The sequence below is a fragment of the Actinoplanes sp. NPDC051346 genome (assembly GCF_040682215.1).
GTDB lineage: Bacteria > Actinomycetota > Actinomycetes > Mycobacteriales > Micromonosporaceae > Actinoplanes.
Window position 1 is genome coordinate 58,746 of sequence record NZ_JBFBAJ010000005.1, and the last position, 14,675, is coordinate 73,420.

Below are 14,675 nucleotides of genomic sequence, written 5' to 3' on the forward strand. Positions count from 1 at the left end.
CGGCAGATGGCCACCATTGAAGCGATCGTCGCCCGGGAGATCCTCGACTCGCGGGGCAACCCGACCGTCGAGGTCGAGGTCGGTCTGGACGACGGCACCACCGGCCGCGCGGCCGTACCGTCCGGCGCCTCCACCGGCGCCTTCGAGGCGATCGAGCTGCGCGACGGCGACAAGGGCCGCTACCTCGGCAAGGGCGTCGAGAACGCGGTCAGCAACGTCGAGGACAAGATCGCCGACGAGCTCGTCGGGTACGAGGCCAGCGAGCAGCGCCTCATCGACACCAGGATGCTCGACCTCGACGGCACCGCCGACAAGTCCGAGCTGGGCGCGAACGCGATTCTCGGCGTCTCGCTCGCCGTCGCCAAGGCCGCCGCGGCCAGCTCCGAGCTGTCGCTGTTCCGCTACCTCGGCGGCCCGAACGCGCATCTGCTGCCGGTGCCGATGATGAACATCCTCAACGGTGGCGCGCACGCCGACTCGAACGTCGACGTGCAGGAGTTCATGATCGCTCCGATCGGCGCGCCGTCCTTCCGGGAGGCCCTGCGCACCGGCGCGGAGGTCTACCACGCGCTCAAGTCGGTCCTGAAGAAGAAGGGCCTGTCGACCGGCCTGGGCGACGAGGGCGGTTTCGCGCCCAGCCTGCCGTCGAACGCCTCCGCGCTGGACCTGATCGCCGAGGCCGTGCAGGCCGCCGGGTTCTCCCTGGGCACCGACATCGTGCTCGCCATGGACGTCGCCGCGACGGAGTTCTACAAGGACGGCTCGTACGTCTTCGAGGGCTCGCCGAAGTCGACCGAGGAGATGATCAACTACTACGCCAAGCTCGCCGAGACGTACCCGATCGTCTCCATCGAGGACCCGCTCGACGAGAACGACTGGGACGGCTGGACCGCGATGACCTCGCAGCTCGGCGGCAAGCTCCAGATCGTCGGCGACGACCTGTTCGTGACCAACCCCACGCGCATCGGCCGGGGCATCGCCGAGGGTGCCGCCAACGCGGTCCTCGTCAAGGTCAACCAGATCGGCTCGCTGACCGAGACGCTCGACGCCGTCGATCTGGCGCACCGGGCCGGATTCAAGACGATGATGAGCCACCGCTCCGGCGAGACCGAGGACACCACCATCGCTGACCTGGCCGTTGCCGTCGGCAGCGGCCAGATCAAGACCGGCGCGCCGGCCCGCTCGGACCGGGTCGCGAAGTACAACCAGCTCCTGCGCATCGAGGAGGAACTGGGCGAGGCCGCGCGGTACGCCGGAGCGGGCGCGTTCCCGCGTTACCGCACCGCGTAACGCTCCGTCGACCGATCATTGAGTTGTGGCACCGCGTTCGGTGGGCATAGGGTCCCATCGAGCAGGTGCCGCAACTCCGTGGTCTTTGGCGAGTACCGGGGGAGGGCAGGGATGACGCAGCGCCGCACACCGAGTGGGCAGGGGCCGTCCCGCCGACCCACCGGCCAGGCGGGGCGTCCGGGGGTCCGAGGTGGCGCCCGACCCGGCAGGGTCCGCGACACCGGAGCGACCCGCATCGAGCCGCGCCGGATCCCGGCGACCCGGACCACCGGCAGCGTCAACCGCTCCGGCAGCAGGCCGGCGGCGGCACGCCGCGCCGCGGCGTCCGGCGCCACCAAGCGGACCGTCGCGACCCGCCCCAAGGCCTTCACCGGGCGCGCCACCGTCCTGATCGTCGTCCTCGTCGCGCTGGCCCTCGCCTACACCTATCCGGTCCGCGTCTACCTCGCCCAGGAGTCCCAGATCGCCCAGATGCAGGCCGACCAGGCCGCGCAGCAGGCGAAGATCAAGGGGCTGGAGGAGGAGGTCGAGAAGTGGAAAGACGACGAGTACATCCGCATCCAGGCGCGCGACCGGCTGTTCTACGTCAAGCCGGGTGAGGTGCCGCTGCTGGTGCTCAACGACCCGGCCGGCGCCGCCCGCGACGCCGCCCGCACGGCGGCACCCGAACCCGACCGGTGGTACGACACACTGTGGGGAAGCGTCGCCGCCGCCAACGCAGAAGCCCGAAAGTAGATGACGACTCCTTCCGAGACCGATCTCGAGATCGTCGCCGAGCAACTCGGCCGCCGCCCCCGCGGCACCCGCGCCGTCGCGCACCGCTGCCCCTGCGGCAACCCCGACGTCGTGGAGACCGAGCCCCGACTGGACGACGGCACTCCGTTCCCGACGATGTTCTATCTGACCTGTCCCCGCGCGACGGCGGCCTGCAGCCGCCTCGAGTCCGGCGGCGTGATGCGCGAGATGCAGGACCGGCTGGCGGCGGACCCGGAGCTGGCGCAGCGCTACCAGGCCGCCCACGAGGACTATCTGGCCCGCCGCGAGGCTGCGCAGCACGTGCCCGAGATCGAGAAGATCTCGGCCGGCGGCATGCCCGACCGGGTCAAGTGCCTGCACGTCCACCTCGGCCACGCGCTGGCGGCCGGCCCCGGCGTCAACCCGTTCGGCGACGAGGTCCGCGACGCCGTCGGTCAGTGGTGGTCCGGCGGCCCGTGCGTCGCCCCGCGGGCCGGGTAAGCCGGTGCCGATCGAGATCCGCCGGGCCCGCACGACCGACGTGAAGGCCATCCGGGCGCTCGTCGACACGTACACCGCGGACCGGCGGCTGCTCAGCAAGGCCACCGTCACGCTGTACGAGAGCGTCCAGGAGTTCTGGGTCGCCGTGGAACAGGACCGGGTCGTCGGCTGCGGCGCCCTGCACGTGATGTGGGAAGACCTCGCGGAGATCCGTACGGTCGCGGTCGACCCCGACCACCGCGGCATGAAGATCGGCCACCGCCTGGTCGAAGAGCTCCTCGGCGCGGCCCGCGCGCTCGGTGTGGCCCGAGTGTTCTGCCTGACCTTCGAGACCCGCTTCTTCGGCGCGTTCGGCTTCACCGAGATCGACGGCGCCCCGGTGCCGCACGCCGTCTACGAGCAGCTGCTGCGCTCCTACGACGAGGGCGTTGCCGAGTTCCTCGACCTCGAACGGGTGAAGCCGAATACGCTCGGCAACAAGAGGATGTTGCTGCATCTATAGGAGTCCGCGTGAGAGTCGCCGCCATCGACTGTGGCACCAACTCGGTCCGCCTGCTCATCGCCGACGTGGCGGGCGGAAAGCTGACCGACGTAGCCCGCCGGATGGAGATCGTCCGGCTCGGCGAGGGCGTGGACAGCACCGGGCGGCTCGCGCCGGAGGCGATCGACCGCACCCGCACGGCCCTGCTGGGCTACGCGGCGGAGATCGCCGAGCTGGGCGTCGACCGGGTACGCATGTGTGCCACCTCGGCCTCCCGCGACGCCTCCAACGCCGAGGAATTCCGCACGATGGTCCACTCGGTGCTCGGCGTCGTCCCCGAGGTGATCACCGGCCACGAGGAGGCACGGCTGTCCTTCACCGGCGCCCTCCACGGCCTCGACGCCGAGCCGCCCTATCTCGTCGTGGACATCGGCGGCGGCTCCACCGAGTTCGTGGTCGGCTTCCGCGAGGTGAAGCACGCCGTGTCCGTCGACATCGGCTGCGTCCGGATGACCGAGCGGCACCTGCACAGCGACCCGCCGACCCCGGCGGAGATCCAGGCCGCGGAGCGCGACATCACCAAGGCGGTCGACAACGCCCTCCGCACGGTCTCGGGCCACGGCACGGCCACCCTCATCGGCCTCGCCGGCTCGGTCACCACCGTCGCGGCGCTGGCTCTGCGGCTCCCGACGTACGACCCGAAGCAGATCCACCACGCCCGTATCCACCGCGACGACGTGGCGAAGGTGACGGCCGACATCCTCGGTTCGACGGTGGCGGACCGCCTGGACCTGCCGGTGATGCACCCGGGCCGCGCGGACGTGATCGGCGCGGGAGCGCTGATCCTGCGCGTCATCATGGAGCGGGCGAACAAGGCGTCGGTGATCGCCAGCGAGCACGACATCCTCGACGGAATCGCCTTCTCACTGGCCTGATGGTGACCCTGTTTCCGAATCGCACTTCTCCTGTGGAATCCCGCACGCTCGCCGACTTTGCTCTAGCATGCGCATGCATTGATGCGTTGAGCGGGGGAGGCTCGTCGCGCCCGCGGTGAATGGCGAGAAGGAAGACGATGACATTCAGCCTTCTGGTGTACTGCGTGGCGGCCTTGGCGCTGGTGGTGTTGGGGGTGCTGTTCCGCACGGGCCGATACCCCGGCATCACCGGTGACGGTGGGCGTGCGGCCACCGCGGTGAGCTCCTGGACCTTTGTGGCGGCGGGGATAGCTGCCGCACAGGCCGCCGCCTATCTGATTCAGCGGGGTTATCCCGGTGAGCCGGACGTCTACTCGGTGGTGCGGTGGGCGTTCTGCGCGGCCCTCGTCGGCGTGGGAGTCCGCGTCGTCCTCCTGCTGCGCTGACGCGACCGGGTGCGCCGGGCGTCGATCTTTGACACTACTTCGCATCGCGAAGTACTGTGCTGCGCGTGGATACGACCCAGCTCCTCAAGGGAGTGCTGGATCTCGCCGTGCTCGCCGCCCTGCGCGACGGGGACGGCTACGGCTACGACATCCTGCGGCGGCTGCGGACCGCCGGGCTGACCGAGGTCGGAGACGCCAGCGTCTACGGCACGTTGCGCCGGCTGTTCAACGCCGGTCTGCTCAACTCCTACGTCGTGCCCAGCATCGAGGGTCCCCACCGCAAGTACTACGCGCTCAACAAGGCCGGACAGGCCGAGTTGGAGCGGTCGGGCAAGGGCTGGCACGAGTTCGCTTCGACGATGAACCATCTGCTTCACGAGCGGGAGACGGCGTGAAACCCACGGCTCAGGATGAGATAACCGCGTACGTGTTCGCGGTCCGCGCGGCCCTCGGCGACCTGCCCGAGGCCCAGCGGGACGAGTTGCTCGAGGACCTGACCGAGCATCTCACCGAGGTCATGGCCGACGGTGAGGGTTCGCTCACCGACCGGCTGGGCAGTCCCGAGGCGTATGCCGCCGACCTTCGCGGTGCGACGCCGTTCGTCGGCGGCTTCCCCGATCCGCCGGGCCGGGCGCACGTGTTCGGCGACCTGAAGGACCAGATCACGCCCGCCCTGCGGGACCACGTGCTGCCGCCGCTGCGGACGGCCGACACTCGCCTGGGCAAGGTCGTCGGCTACGAGCGCCTCTCCGACTTCCTCCGCCTCCTGCGCCCGGCCTGGTGGGTGCTGCGCGGCTATCTCCTGGCGATGGTGATCGCCGTGATCGTCGACAACAGTGGACAGCCGCTCGGCCTGCTGCCGCGCGTCGGCAACAGCGTTCTGGTGGCCCTGTTCCTGCTCGCGACCGCCGTGTTCGCCTCGGTCTGGTTCGGCCGGCGGGCGCCGCGCCTGCCCCAGTGGTCACGCCTTTCCCTGTACGGCGGCACGGCCATCCTCGTCCTGGTCGCGATGGCCGGCTTCTTCGAGGTCGACAGCGCGGCCCGCGACTCGTACTACTCGGACGTGGACTACGACAACCCGTACAGCGGGGTGCAGGACGTGTTCGTCTACGACGAGCAGGGCCGGCTGGTCACGAACGCCCGCCTCTTCGACCAGAACGGTCAGCCGATCCACCTCGGCAACCCGTACTGCTACGACGAGAGCGAAGGCTTCGATGTGGAGAAGGCCGGCGGCGTGTACCCGTTCTGTCCGAGTAACGCGCCGTTCCGCATGCCCGGCGCGGCCCCCACCGCCGAACCGTCGAAGACCTCCGGCTCACCGACGAAATCCGCGACGCCGTCGCCTTCGGCTGGCCGCTAAGGAGAAGTGGGCCAAGAGGGAGAAGCCGGAGCGCCGTCGCGTCGTTAGGTCCGGCGTGAAGGAGGACCTGACGTGAGACACCTGGTCGCGCGGCGCGCAGCCGCGGCCGTGGTCGCCCTGGCGACGTCCGTGATCGTCGTGTCGCTCCTCGCGACCGGCGACGATGCTCAGGACGCCGCTGTCGGCGACTGCCTGGCCACCTCCACTCAGGTGAGCTCCGGCGAGGACGAGCGGCCCGACGCGACCGTCGTCGGCTGCGGCGAGGCCGCCGCCGGCTTCACCGTGGTCGGCCGCGTCGACGGCGAGAGCGACTCCAAGAGCCGATCCTGCGAGCGGTTCTTCGAGGCCGACGAGGAGTACTTCCTCTACGCCAGCACCGCCGGCGACGGCTACCTGCTGTGCCTCCGACGTGCCGGGTGACGCCACCCCGGCTGCCCGGCTCGTCCGCCCGGGTGCTCTGCTGGACGGGTGCTCAGCCGTACCCGCGAAGACGTCTCCGCCCACGCGGCCGAGGCGCCGAACCTGACCGTGCTGGACGGGGGCGTCGCGGATTGTTTCGCCTGTCCCCGGCTGGTCACGTGGCGTGAGGAGGTCGCGGCCACCAAGCGTGCCGCGTTCCGCGACCAGAGCTACTGGGGGCGGCCCGTGCCCGGGTTCGGGCCGGCGGACGCCACGATCGCGATCCTGGGGCTCGCCCCCGCCGCGCACGGCGGCAACCGCACCGGGCGGATCTTCACCGGCGACCGTTCCGGCGACGTCCTCTTCGCCGCGCTGCACCGGGCCGGCCTCGCCAACCAGCCGACCAGCGTCTCCGCCGACGACGGCCTCGCGCTGCGGCATATGCGGATCTTTTCCGCGGTCCGGTGCGCGCCGCCCGACAACAAGCCGCTGCCGGCCGAGCGGGACACCTGCGCGCCGTGGCTGCATCGTGAGGTTTCCCTCATCCGTCCGACCCTGCGGGTCGTGGTCGCGCTGGGCGCGTTCGCCTGGGCGGCGTGGTGGCCCGTCCTGCGCCAGGTGTACGGCCGGACGCCGCCCGTACCCCGACCGGCTTTCGGCCACGGCGCCCACGTCGTCCTCCCTGGCGTACCCGACCTGCTGGGTTGCTATCACGTGTCGCAGCAGAACACCTTCACCGGCCGGCTCACCCCCGCGATGCTCGACGACGTCTTCGACAGTGCGAAACGGATCGCGGGCCTGGCATGATTCGTGTCCTGTCTACGTCCCGCCGATCACGGATCAGAGCCTGAGCATTGGAAATCGCCGCGCTGCGTCGCTGGTGGCCGCTGGCCGCCGTCCTCGGGCTGCTCTTTCTCGCCTCGCTCGCCGCGACCCGGTCGGCACCGCAGCTGGAGCGCTTCAACCCGAACGCCGAGGTCGAGGTGACCGCCGCGCCGCTGCTGCCGCCGACCCCCGAGCCGACCGTGTCGACCAGCCCGGAGCCGGTGGAAGCCGCCCGCGAGCTGCCGAACTGGATCCCCGCCGCGGCGTCCGTCGTGCTCGGCGTGGCCGCGGTGGCGATCGTCGTGCTGGTGGTGTGGGCGGTGCTGCGCGACCAGGGCCGTCGGCGGACGCGGCGCGGCGGCCGTCGCGCCGGGACCCGCTCCGAGACGAGTACGGCGGAAGATCTCGTCGCCGCCCTCGACGCCGGTCTCCAGGAGCTGTCCGACACGGACCGTGACCCACGCCGGGCGGTGATCGCCTGCTGGGTGCGGCTGGAGCAGGCCGCCGCGGCGGCGGGCACACCACGCCACGCCGGCGACAGTCCCACCGATCTGGTGGCGCGGCTGCTCGCCGAGCAGCGGGTCGAGGCGGCCGTGCTGACCCCGTTCGCGCACGTCTACCGCCAGGCGCGCTATGCCACCCACACCGTCGACGACCAGATGCGCCGCCAGGCCGTGTCGGCGCTGGAACGTTTGCGCGCCGACCTCGACGCCGGAGTGCCGTTGTGAGTCGTGACCCCGACGGCGGCCTCGAGGATCTCTTCGGCGGCCGTGCCGAACCGGTCGTCGCCGAGGCACCGGTGCGGGCCGAGGCGAAGCCCCGCTCCCGAGTCGCCTGGGTTGTCCGCAATGTTCTGCTGGTCGCCGTGGCCACCACGGTGACCGTCGCCGTGCTGCGGTCCCAGGGGATCAAGGCCTCGATTCTGCTCATCGTGGCCGCGTTCACCGCCTTGCGGCTGCTTCTGCTCGCGGTGGCCGAAGTGGCTCCGCCGCCGGTGCCCCGGGGTCGGCGTCGCGGCGGGGAAGCGAGCCCCGACGGGTGGGCCGGCAACGACACGCTGCGGGTGGCCGTACGCCGGTGGGAGCGGCAGTTGGACTCCTCCCAGCAGGACCCGAGCCGGTTCTCGCGTATCGTCCAGCCCGCGCTGGCGGAACTCGCCGACGAGCGCCTGCGGCTGCGGCACGGCATCACCCGTTCGTCGGATCCTCGGCGGGCACGGGAGCTGCTGGGCGAGTCGCTGTGGCGGATGCTGGAGGAGTCGGGGCGCCGGACGCCGAAATACCGGGAGCTGTCGGCGTACGTCGACGCGCTGGAAAAGATCTGAGAAGGGTGGATCGGTGACGGACGCGAGCGTGGAGGCCATGCCGCCCTACGAGGTGGGCCGGCTGGCCGGCGCGGTCCTCGACTCGGTCGGCAGCGTGGTGGTCGGCAAGCGGGACGCCCTCGAGCTCGTGCTCGCCGGCATCCTGGCCGGCGGTCACGTGTTGCTCGAGGACCTGCCCGGCCTGGGCAAGACTCTGACCGCCCGCTGCTTCGCGCAGGCCCTCGGCCTGGACTTCCGTCGGCTCCAGTTCACCCCGGACCTGCTGCCCGCGGACGTGACCGGCTCCTTCCTGTACGACCAGCGCAAGGGCGATTTCGCCTTCCGGGCCGGCCCGGTGTTCACCAACATGCTGCTCGCCGACGAGATCAACCGGACGCCTCCGAAGACCCAGGCGGCGCTACTCGAGGCGATGCAGGAGAAGCAGGTCTCCGTCGAGGGCGTCACCTATCGGCTCGACCCGCCGTTCCACGTGCTCGCCACCGCCAACCCGATCGAGTACGAGGGCACGTACCCGCTGCCGGAGGCCCAGCTCGACCGCTTCATGCTGCGGGTGTCGTTCGGCTACCCGACCCAGGACGAGGAGTGGGACGTCCTGCGCCGGCGCATGTCGCGCCGCCAGGAGGAGGCCCAGCTCCCGGCTGTGGTGAACGCGCGGACCCTGCGGTCGATGCAGGCCGCGCTGGAGTCGGTCGCGGTGGAGGACTCGATCGGCCGCTACATCGTCGCGCTGACCGCCGCGACGCGGGAGCACGCCTCCGCGCTGGTCGGCTCGTCGCCGCGTGGATCGCTCGCCCTGCTGCTGCTCGCCCGGGCCCGCGCGGTCATGGCCGGCCGCGACTACGTGGTGCCCGAGGACGTCAAGGACGTGGCCGTGCCCGCCCTCGCCCACCGGATCACGCTGCGGCCGGAGATGTGGTTGCGCCGGGTCGACCCGTCGTTCGTGGTCCAGGAGGTGCTCCAGAACGTCCCGGCCCCGGCCAGCGGAGCGCTGCCGACGTACGCCGGCGGGTACGCCGAGCAGTGACCGTCACCGATCCGCCGCCGCTGCGGGCCGCGGTGCCTCCCGACGAGGCGGCGGTCGACGAGAGCTGGGCCTCGCCGGCCTGGGTGCCGACCCGGGCGCTGGGGCGTACGGTGCTGCTCACCGGCCTGCTGCTGGTCCTCGGCGTCGCCTTCGGTCGGGTCGACCTGGTGTTGCTCGCCGCGCCGTTCGCGATCGGCGCGGCGGTGGGCCTGCGCCGCATGCCCCGGTCGGCGCCGGAGCTGACCATCGAGGCCGACGAGGACCACCTCGTCGAGGGAGGCGCGGTCGCGGCGTCGGTCACGGTCGGCAACCCCGATGTGATCGCGTACGACCTGGTGGTGGTGCGGACCCGGACCTCGCCGTGGCTGCGGCTGGAGGAGGCCGACCGGCCCTTCGCGGTCAACGTCGCGCCGGACAGCTGGACGGCGGTCGAACTGCCCGGCACGGCACAGCGGTGGGGTCGTCACGACGTGGGCCCGGCCGCCGCCCGCGTGGCCGCCTGCGGCGGACTGCTCGCCTGCCGGCCGGTCCTGGTCCCGGCCCGGGGCGTGCGGGTCTATCCGGAAACCGAGCCGTTCGCGGCCACCGAGGCGATGCCCGCGGCGGCCGGCCTGGTCGGCAACCACCGGTCGCGGCGGCCCGGCGAGGGCGGCGAGCTCGCGGGGGTACGCCCGTTCGCGCCCGGCGACCGGCTGCGCCGGATCGACTGGCGGGTGTCGCTGCGCACCCGGGACCTGCACGTGGCCTCGACCCTGTCCGACCGTGACGCCGAGGTGCTGCTGCTGCTCGACGTGCTGGGAGAGGCCGGCGACTCCGGCGGGGTCAAGGGCAAGGCGTCCGTGCTCGACACGACCGTCCGGGCGGCCGCCGCCATCGCCGAGCACTACCTTCAGCGCGGCGACCGGGTCTCCCTGGCCGAGTACGGTGCGTCCGCGCGCCGCCTGCGCCCCGCGACCGGCCGCCGGCAGTACCTCACGGTGCTGGAATGGCTTCTGGACGTGCGCGCGGACGCCGGCGACGAAGAGCCGTACGAACATGTCTTCGGCGCGCACAACGTCTCCTCCGACGCCCTCGTGATGGTGCTGACCCCGCTGGTCGACCCGCGAGCGGCGGACATGCTGGCGGGCCTGGTCCAGTCCGGTCGCTACACCGTCGCCGTCGACACGCTGCCGGACGGTGCCACGCCGCCGCAGCGCAACCAGTGGACGCCGCTCGCGACCCGGCTCTGGCGGATGGAGCGCGAGAACGTGCTGGGCCGGCTGCGCGAGCACGGCGTACCCGTCGTGACCTGGGCCGGCGCGGGCAGTCTCGATCTGGTGCTGCGCGACGTCGCGCGGCTCGCCTCGGCGCCGAGGGGGCGCTGACATGCGCGCCGGCATCACCCGCCGGATCGACCGGGCGCGGCGGGCGGCGGCCCGGGCGACCATCCTGCCGCTCCTCGTCCGCGGCGGCATCGGCCTCGCCTTCTTCGCGGCGATGCTGGTGGCCTGGCCCGTGTCGCTGGTCCTGAGCGGCTATGCCGCCCTGCTGGCCGTCGCGGCCGGATATCCGGTGATCGCGCCTCGGGGGCGCGGGCCGACAGTCGCCGCGCTCGCCGTCATCGGCGGCTGGATCCTCGACACCACCTGGTACGACTCCCGGATCGCGCTCTGGCGAGTGCTGGCGGTGGCGACCCTGCTCTACGCCGGACACACCCTGTCCGCGCTGGCCGCGGTGCTGCCGTACGACGCGGTGGTCAGTCCCGATGTCGTCACGGGCTGGCTGGCCCGGGCCGGGGCCGTTGTCCTCGGCTCGGCCGTGCTGACCGTGATCGCCCTCGGCCTGACCGCCCGACTGGCCGGCCCGGCGTTCCTGCTGGCGACCCTGGTGGGCCTGACGGCGGCGGTCGGCCTGACCCTGCTGCTGGCCCGCCTGCTGCGCCGGTCCTGACCGCAGTTGGGATTGGTCACAGAACGAGGCATCACGTCGGCCGTTTCGAAACAATGGAGGACGTGAAACCGCAACGCATCGTGGTAGTCGGCGCAGGTCACGTGGGGCTCTACGCCGCCCTGCGCCTGTCGAAGAAGGTCAACGCCCGTCGGGCCGAGGTGGTCGTCATCGACCCCCAGCCGCACATGACGTACCAGCCGTTCCTGCCCGAGGCCGCGGCCGGCAACATCTCGCCGCGGCACGCGGTGGTGCCGCTGCGCCGGGAGCTCAAGCGCTGCCGGATCGTCTCCGGCGAGGTCACCCGCATCGAGCACGCCCGCAAGACGGTGACCGTGCAGCCGATCGAGGGACCGATCAAGGAGATCGCGTACGACCACATCATCGTCGCGCCCGGCTCCGTCTCCCGCGTCCTGCCGATCCCCGGCCTGCGCGAGCGCGGCATCGGCTTCAAGACCATCGGCGAGGCCATCTACCTGCGCAACCACATCCTCGACCGGCTCGACGTCGCGGCGGTCACCCCCGACCCCGAGGTGCGCCGCGCCTCCCTGGCCTTCGTCTTCGTCGGCGGTGGCTACGCCGGCGTCGAGGCGCTGGCCGAGATGGAGGACGTCGTCCGCGACGGCCTCAAGTACTACCCGGAGCTGAAGAAGGAAGAGGTCCGGTTCGTCCTCGTGGAGGCGTCCAACCGGATCCTGCCCGAGGTCGGCCCCGAGATGGGCGCGTACGCCGCCCGCCAGCTCCGCAAGCGCGGCATCGACATCCGCCTCGAGACCCGCATGGAATCCTGCGTCGACGGCGAGGTCCACCTCTCCGACGGCGAGATCTTCCGCGCCGAGACGATCGTCTGGACGGCCGGCGTCAAGCCGTCGCCGATGCTCGACCAGACCGACCTGCCCCGCGGCCCCCGCGGCCACGTCACCTGCCTGCCCACCCTCCAGGTCGTCGACGGCGAGAAGGTCCTCGACGGCGCCTGGTCGGCCGGCGACTGCGCACAGGTCCCCGACCTGACCAGCCCGGGCGCCTGGTGCTCGCCGAGCGCCCAGCACGCCGTCCGCCAGGCCGCGGTGCTCGCCGACAACATCCGCCAGGTCGTCTACGGCGGCGTCCCCAAGAACTACCGGCACAAGTACGCGGGCAGCGTCGCCAGCCTCGGCCTCTACAAGGGCGTCGCCAAGATCTACGGTGTGAAGCTCAAGGGCCTTCCGGCCTGGTTCATGCACCGGACCTACCACATGAGCCGCATCCCGTCGTTCAACCGCAAGGTACGGGTTCTGGCCGACTGGACGCTCGCCTTCGTGCTCAAGCGCGAGGTGATCTCGCTGGGCCAGCTGCACCAGCCCCGCCAGGAGTTCACCCATGTCACGCCGCCGCTGGGTGACGAGAAGAGCCCAGAGCCGGTGGGAGCCGGCGCCCGCTGACCGGGGATCGCCATGCTGCTGGTGCGATCAGCCCGGCCCGGTTTCGCGCCGGGTCGGGTCGGTGCGGGCTGGCGGCGGCGCGGCGGGGATGGTGGCGACGTGGCGGGGCTGGCGGCGACGTGGCGGGGATGGTGGCGGCGCGGCGGGGATGGTGGCGACGTGGCGGGGATGGTGGCGACGTGGCGGGGCTGGCGGCGGCGCGGCGGGGATGGTGGCGGCGGGGCTGGCGGCTGCGAGTGGTCGAAGCGTGGGTGCCCGGGGCGGGTCTCGAACCCGCACGCCCCTGAGGGCAGCCGCTTTTAAGGCGGCCGTGTCTGCCGTTCCACCACCCGGGCCGGGAAGCTGGTCCTCACCGTATCGGGTGCGCCTACCGGGCACGACGCCGGTTCGGTCCGAAATCGGGCATCGCCGGGGCCCCGCTCCGACGGTGATACCCCGCACATCCAGGGTTTTCAGCTCGTTCACAGCCTCGCGGGTCGGCCTCTTGCTGGTCGAGCGCCTATTCTTGGAGGGCACGACCCCTACGTGCCCCAACCTCAAAGGGAGACTGGACACAGTGAAGACTTCAAACCCGGTGCTTTCGCGCCTCGGCCAGGCGGCTGAGCGGGAGCGCGCGGCCGGATACGGACCGTACGGACCGCCCGCCGGTCAGCCGGGTTACGGTCAGCCGTACCCGACGGCCACGGGCTACCCCGCCTCGCCGCCGGCCGTGCAGCCCATGACGGTCGACGACGTCGTCGTCAAGACGGTCATGCTGCTCGGCATCACCGGCGTCTCCGCCGTCGCGGCTTGGAACCTGATCCCCGCCAGCCTGATGGGCCCGGCCTGGATCGGCGCGGCCGTCGTCGGCCTGGTGCTCGGCCTGGTCATCTCGTTCAGCCGGATGGCAAACCCCGCCCTGGTGATCACCTACGCGGTGGTCGAGGGCGCGTTCGTGGGCCTCGTCAGCAAGTTCTTCCAGAACATCATGGGCTACCAGGGCATCGTCCTCCAGGCGGTGGTCGCCACCTTCGGCGTCTTCTTCCTGATGGCGGCGCTCTACCGGGCCCGGGTAATCCGCGCGACGCCGAAGTTCGTCCGCGGCATGATCGCGGTCATGGCCGGCCTCTTCGCCGTCATGATGATCAACCTCGTGCTGTCGCTCTTCGACGTCAGCACAGGCCTGCGCGACAACGGCCCGCTCGGCATCATCTTCAGCCTGGTCTGCATCGTCGTGGCGTCGCTGAGCTTCATCCTCAGCTTCAACGAGGTCGAGGAGGGGGTCCGGATGGGCCTCCCGCAGCGCTACTCGTGGAACGCCGCGTTCGGCATCCTGGTGAGCCTGATCTGGCTTTACCTGGAGGTCCTGCGCCTGCTGAGCTTCCTGCAGGGCGACGACTGACCGAAGGCAACCACCGGCGGTCCGGGGGGCGGCGATCGTCGACCCCGGCCCGCCACCTGATCGGATCGCTCTCCGGCGGCCCGGTCCCTGACCGGAACCGCTCTCTGACCGGAACCGCTCTCTGACCGGACCGCTCTCTGACCGGATCCGAATCCGGACGGACTCGAACGCCCGGCCCGCCTCGCGCGTGGCCGGGCGTTTCGTTGTGGATAGGGTCTTGAACGTGAGCGCCGAAGAACTCCGGGTCGCGACCCAGCGCCTCCTCGCCCGGGTAGGTCACTGGGAGGGCGGCCGATGGGCCGCGAGCGCGGGCACCGGCACCCGGGGCGACCTCGTCTACGGACTGGTCCAGCGACTCGCCGACCTGGGCGCCGAGGCGGAAGGGCGGCCGCGCCGCGAGGTGCCCCGCGAGGCCGACACGACGCTGCCGGACCAGCTCCGGGTCATGACCGACGACCTGCTCGCGGCACCGACCGCACCCCTGGCCCAGGCCGCCGCCGAGGTCCTCGCCGTCCGCAAAGCGCTCTGAACGGCCCGGGCCATCGGCGCGTTCGCCGTCGTGCGCTCGGATGGGCTTGGGCCGTGTGTGCTGGCGGCTCACAATGAGATCCGCCGGGCCCGGCGCCCAGTGCGGCAGCCGAACCCGGC

General features: G+C 71.7%; 18 protein-coding genes and 1 tRNA gene. 18 read left to right on the plus strand and 1 reads right to left on the minus strand.

Annotated elements, in window-relative coordinates:
• The first annotated feature begins 6 nt into the window (after positions 1–6).
• The 16 genes from eno to AB0M36_RS14455 all read left to right on the plus strand — a co-directional run bounded on the left by eno (position 7) and on the right by AB0M36_RS14455 (position 12,646).
• A complete protein-coding gene (gene eno, locus AB0M36_RS14380) occupies positions 7–1,290 on the plus strand; it encodes a phosphopyruvate hydratase (protein ID WP_364156790.1) in 1,284 nt (427 codons plus the stop codon).
• 111 nt (positions 1,291–1,401) lie between these two features.
• Positions 1,402–2,025 carry a septum formation initiator family protein gene (locus AB0M36_RS14385; RefSeq protein ID WP_364156793.1) on the plus strand — a complete coding sequence of 208 codons (624 nt, stop codon included), beginning with the start codon at positions 1,402–1,404 and terminating at the stop codon, positions 2,023–2,025.
• On the plus strand, positions 2,026–2,526 hold the full coding sequence (locus AB0M36_RS14390; protein ID WP_364156795.1) for a DUF501 domain-containing protein: 501 nt from the start codon (positions 2,026–2,028) through the stop codon (positions 2,524–2,526).
• Between the two features lie 10 nt (positions 2,527–2,536).
• The gene (locus AB0M36_RS14395) at positions 2,537–3,028 is read left to right on the plus strand and encodes an amino-acid N-acetyltransferase (RefSeq protein ID WP_364157734.1); all 492 of its coding nucleotides are present in this window, start codon (positions 2,537–2,539) and stop codon (positions 3,026–3,028) included.
• Between the two features lie 8 nt (positions 3,029–3,036).
• Positions 3,037–3,942 (plus strand): Ppx/GppA phosphatase family protein, encoded by a 906-nt coding sequence (locus AB0M36_RS14400; protein ID WP_364156798.1) that lies wholly within the window; start codon positions 3,037–3,039, stop codon positions 3,940–3,942.
• Between the two features lie 137 nt (positions 3,943–4,079).
• On the plus strand, positions 4,080–4,367 hold the full coding sequence (locus tag AB0M36_RS14405) for a hypothetical protein (RefSeq protein ID WP_364156801.1): 288 nt from the start codon (positions 4,080–4,082) through the stop codon (positions 4,365–4,367).
• Positions 4,368–4,432: 65 nt separating this feature from the next.
• Positions 4,433–4,762 carry a PadR family transcriptional regulator gene (locus AB0M36_RS14410; RefSeq protein ID WP_364156803.1) on the plus strand — a complete coding sequence of 110 codons (330 nt, stop codon included), beginning with the start codon at positions 4,433–4,435 and terminating at the stop codon, positions 4,760–4,762.
• Positions 4,759–5,727, plus strand: coding sequence for a hypothetical protein (locus AB0M36_RS14415; RefSeq protein ID WP_364156805.1), 969 nt, complete (start codon positions 4,759–4,761; stop codon positions 5,725–5,727). Before AB0M36_RS14410 ends, AB0M36_RS14415 begins: the two co-directional genes overlap by 4 nt.
• Before the next feature lie 72 nt (positions 5,728–5,799).
• On the plus strand, positions 5,800–6,147 hold the full coding sequence (locus tag AB0M36_RS14420) for a hypothetical protein (protein ID WP_364156807.1): 348 nt from the start codon (positions 5,800–5,802) through the stop codon (positions 6,145–6,147).
• A 48-nt stretch (positions 6,148–6,195) separates the two neighbouring features.
• Positions 6,196–6,933 (plus strand): uracil-DNA glycosylase, encoded by a 738-nt coding sequence (locus AB0M36_RS14425; protein ID WP_364156810.1) that lies wholly within the window; start codon positions 6,196–6,198, stop codon positions 6,931–6,933.
• Between the two features lie 47 nt (positions 6,934–6,980).
• Entirely contained in the window at positions 6,981–7,679 is a 699-nt protein-coding gene (locus AB0M36_RS14430) for a DUF4129 domain-containing protein (RefSeq protein ID WP_364156813.1), read from the plus strand.
• Positions 7,676–8,275, plus strand: a complete 600-nt coding sequence (locus tag AB0M36_RS14435; protein ID WP_364156816.1) for a hypothetical protein — start codon at positions 7,676–7,678, stop codon at positions 8,273–8,275. The genes AB0M36_RS14430 and AB0M36_RS14435 overlap by 4 nt, the downstream gene beginning before the upstream one ends.
• A 37-nt stretch (positions 8,276–8,312) precedes the next feature.
• Positions 8,313–9,299 carry a MoxR family ATPase gene (locus AB0M36_RS14440; RefSeq protein ID WP_364157737.1) on the plus strand — a complete coding sequence of 329 codons (987 nt, stop codon included), beginning with the start codon at positions 8,313–8,315 and terminating at the stop codon, positions 9,297–9,299.
• Between the two features lie 32 nt (positions 9,300–9,331).
• On the plus strand, positions 9,332–10,663 hold the full coding sequence (locus AB0M36_RS14445) for a DUF58 domain-containing protein (protein WP_364157740.1): 1,332 nt from the start codon (positions 9,332–9,334) through the stop codon (positions 10,661–10,663).
• 1 nt (position 10,664) lies between these two features.
• Positions 10,665–11,228, plus strand: coding sequence for a hypothetical protein (locus AB0M36_RS14450; protein ID WP_364156819.1), 564 nt, complete (start codon positions 10,665–10,667; stop codon positions 11,226–11,228).
• Between the two features lie 62 nt (positions 11,229–11,290).
• Positions 11,291–12,646 carry an NAD(P)/FAD-dependent oxidoreductase gene (locus AB0M36_RS14455; protein WP_364156821.1) on the plus strand — a complete coding sequence of 452 codons (1,356 nt, stop codon included), beginning with the start codon at positions 11,291–11,293 and terminating at the stop codon, positions 12,644–12,646.
• Between the two features lie 252 nt (positions 12,647–12,898).
• Here the strand turns inward: AB0M36_RS14455 and AB0M36_RS14460 are convergent.
• Positions 12,899–12,981: transfer RNA gene (locus tag AB0M36_RS14460), tRNA-Leu, on the minus strand.
• A gap of 221 nt (positions 12,982–13,202) precedes the next feature.
• On the opposite strand from AB0M36_RS14460, the gene AB0M36_RS14465 reads away from it, so the two are divergent.
• Together AB0M36_RS14465 and AB0M36_RS14470 are read left to right on the plus strand one after the other, a co-directional pair.
• On the plus strand, positions 13,203–14,027 hold the full coding sequence (locus AB0M36_RS14465) for a Bax inhibitor-1/YccA family protein (protein WP_364156824.1): 825 nt from the start codon (positions 13,203–13,205) through the stop codon (positions 14,025–14,027).
• 223 nt (positions 14,028–14,250) lie between these two features.
• Positions 14,251–14,556, plus strand: coding sequence for a hypothetical protein (locus AB0M36_RS14470; RefSeq protein ID WP_364156827.1), 306 nt, complete (start codon positions 14,251–14,253; stop codon positions 14,554–14,556).
• Positions 14,557–14,675 lie beyond the last annotated feature (119 nt).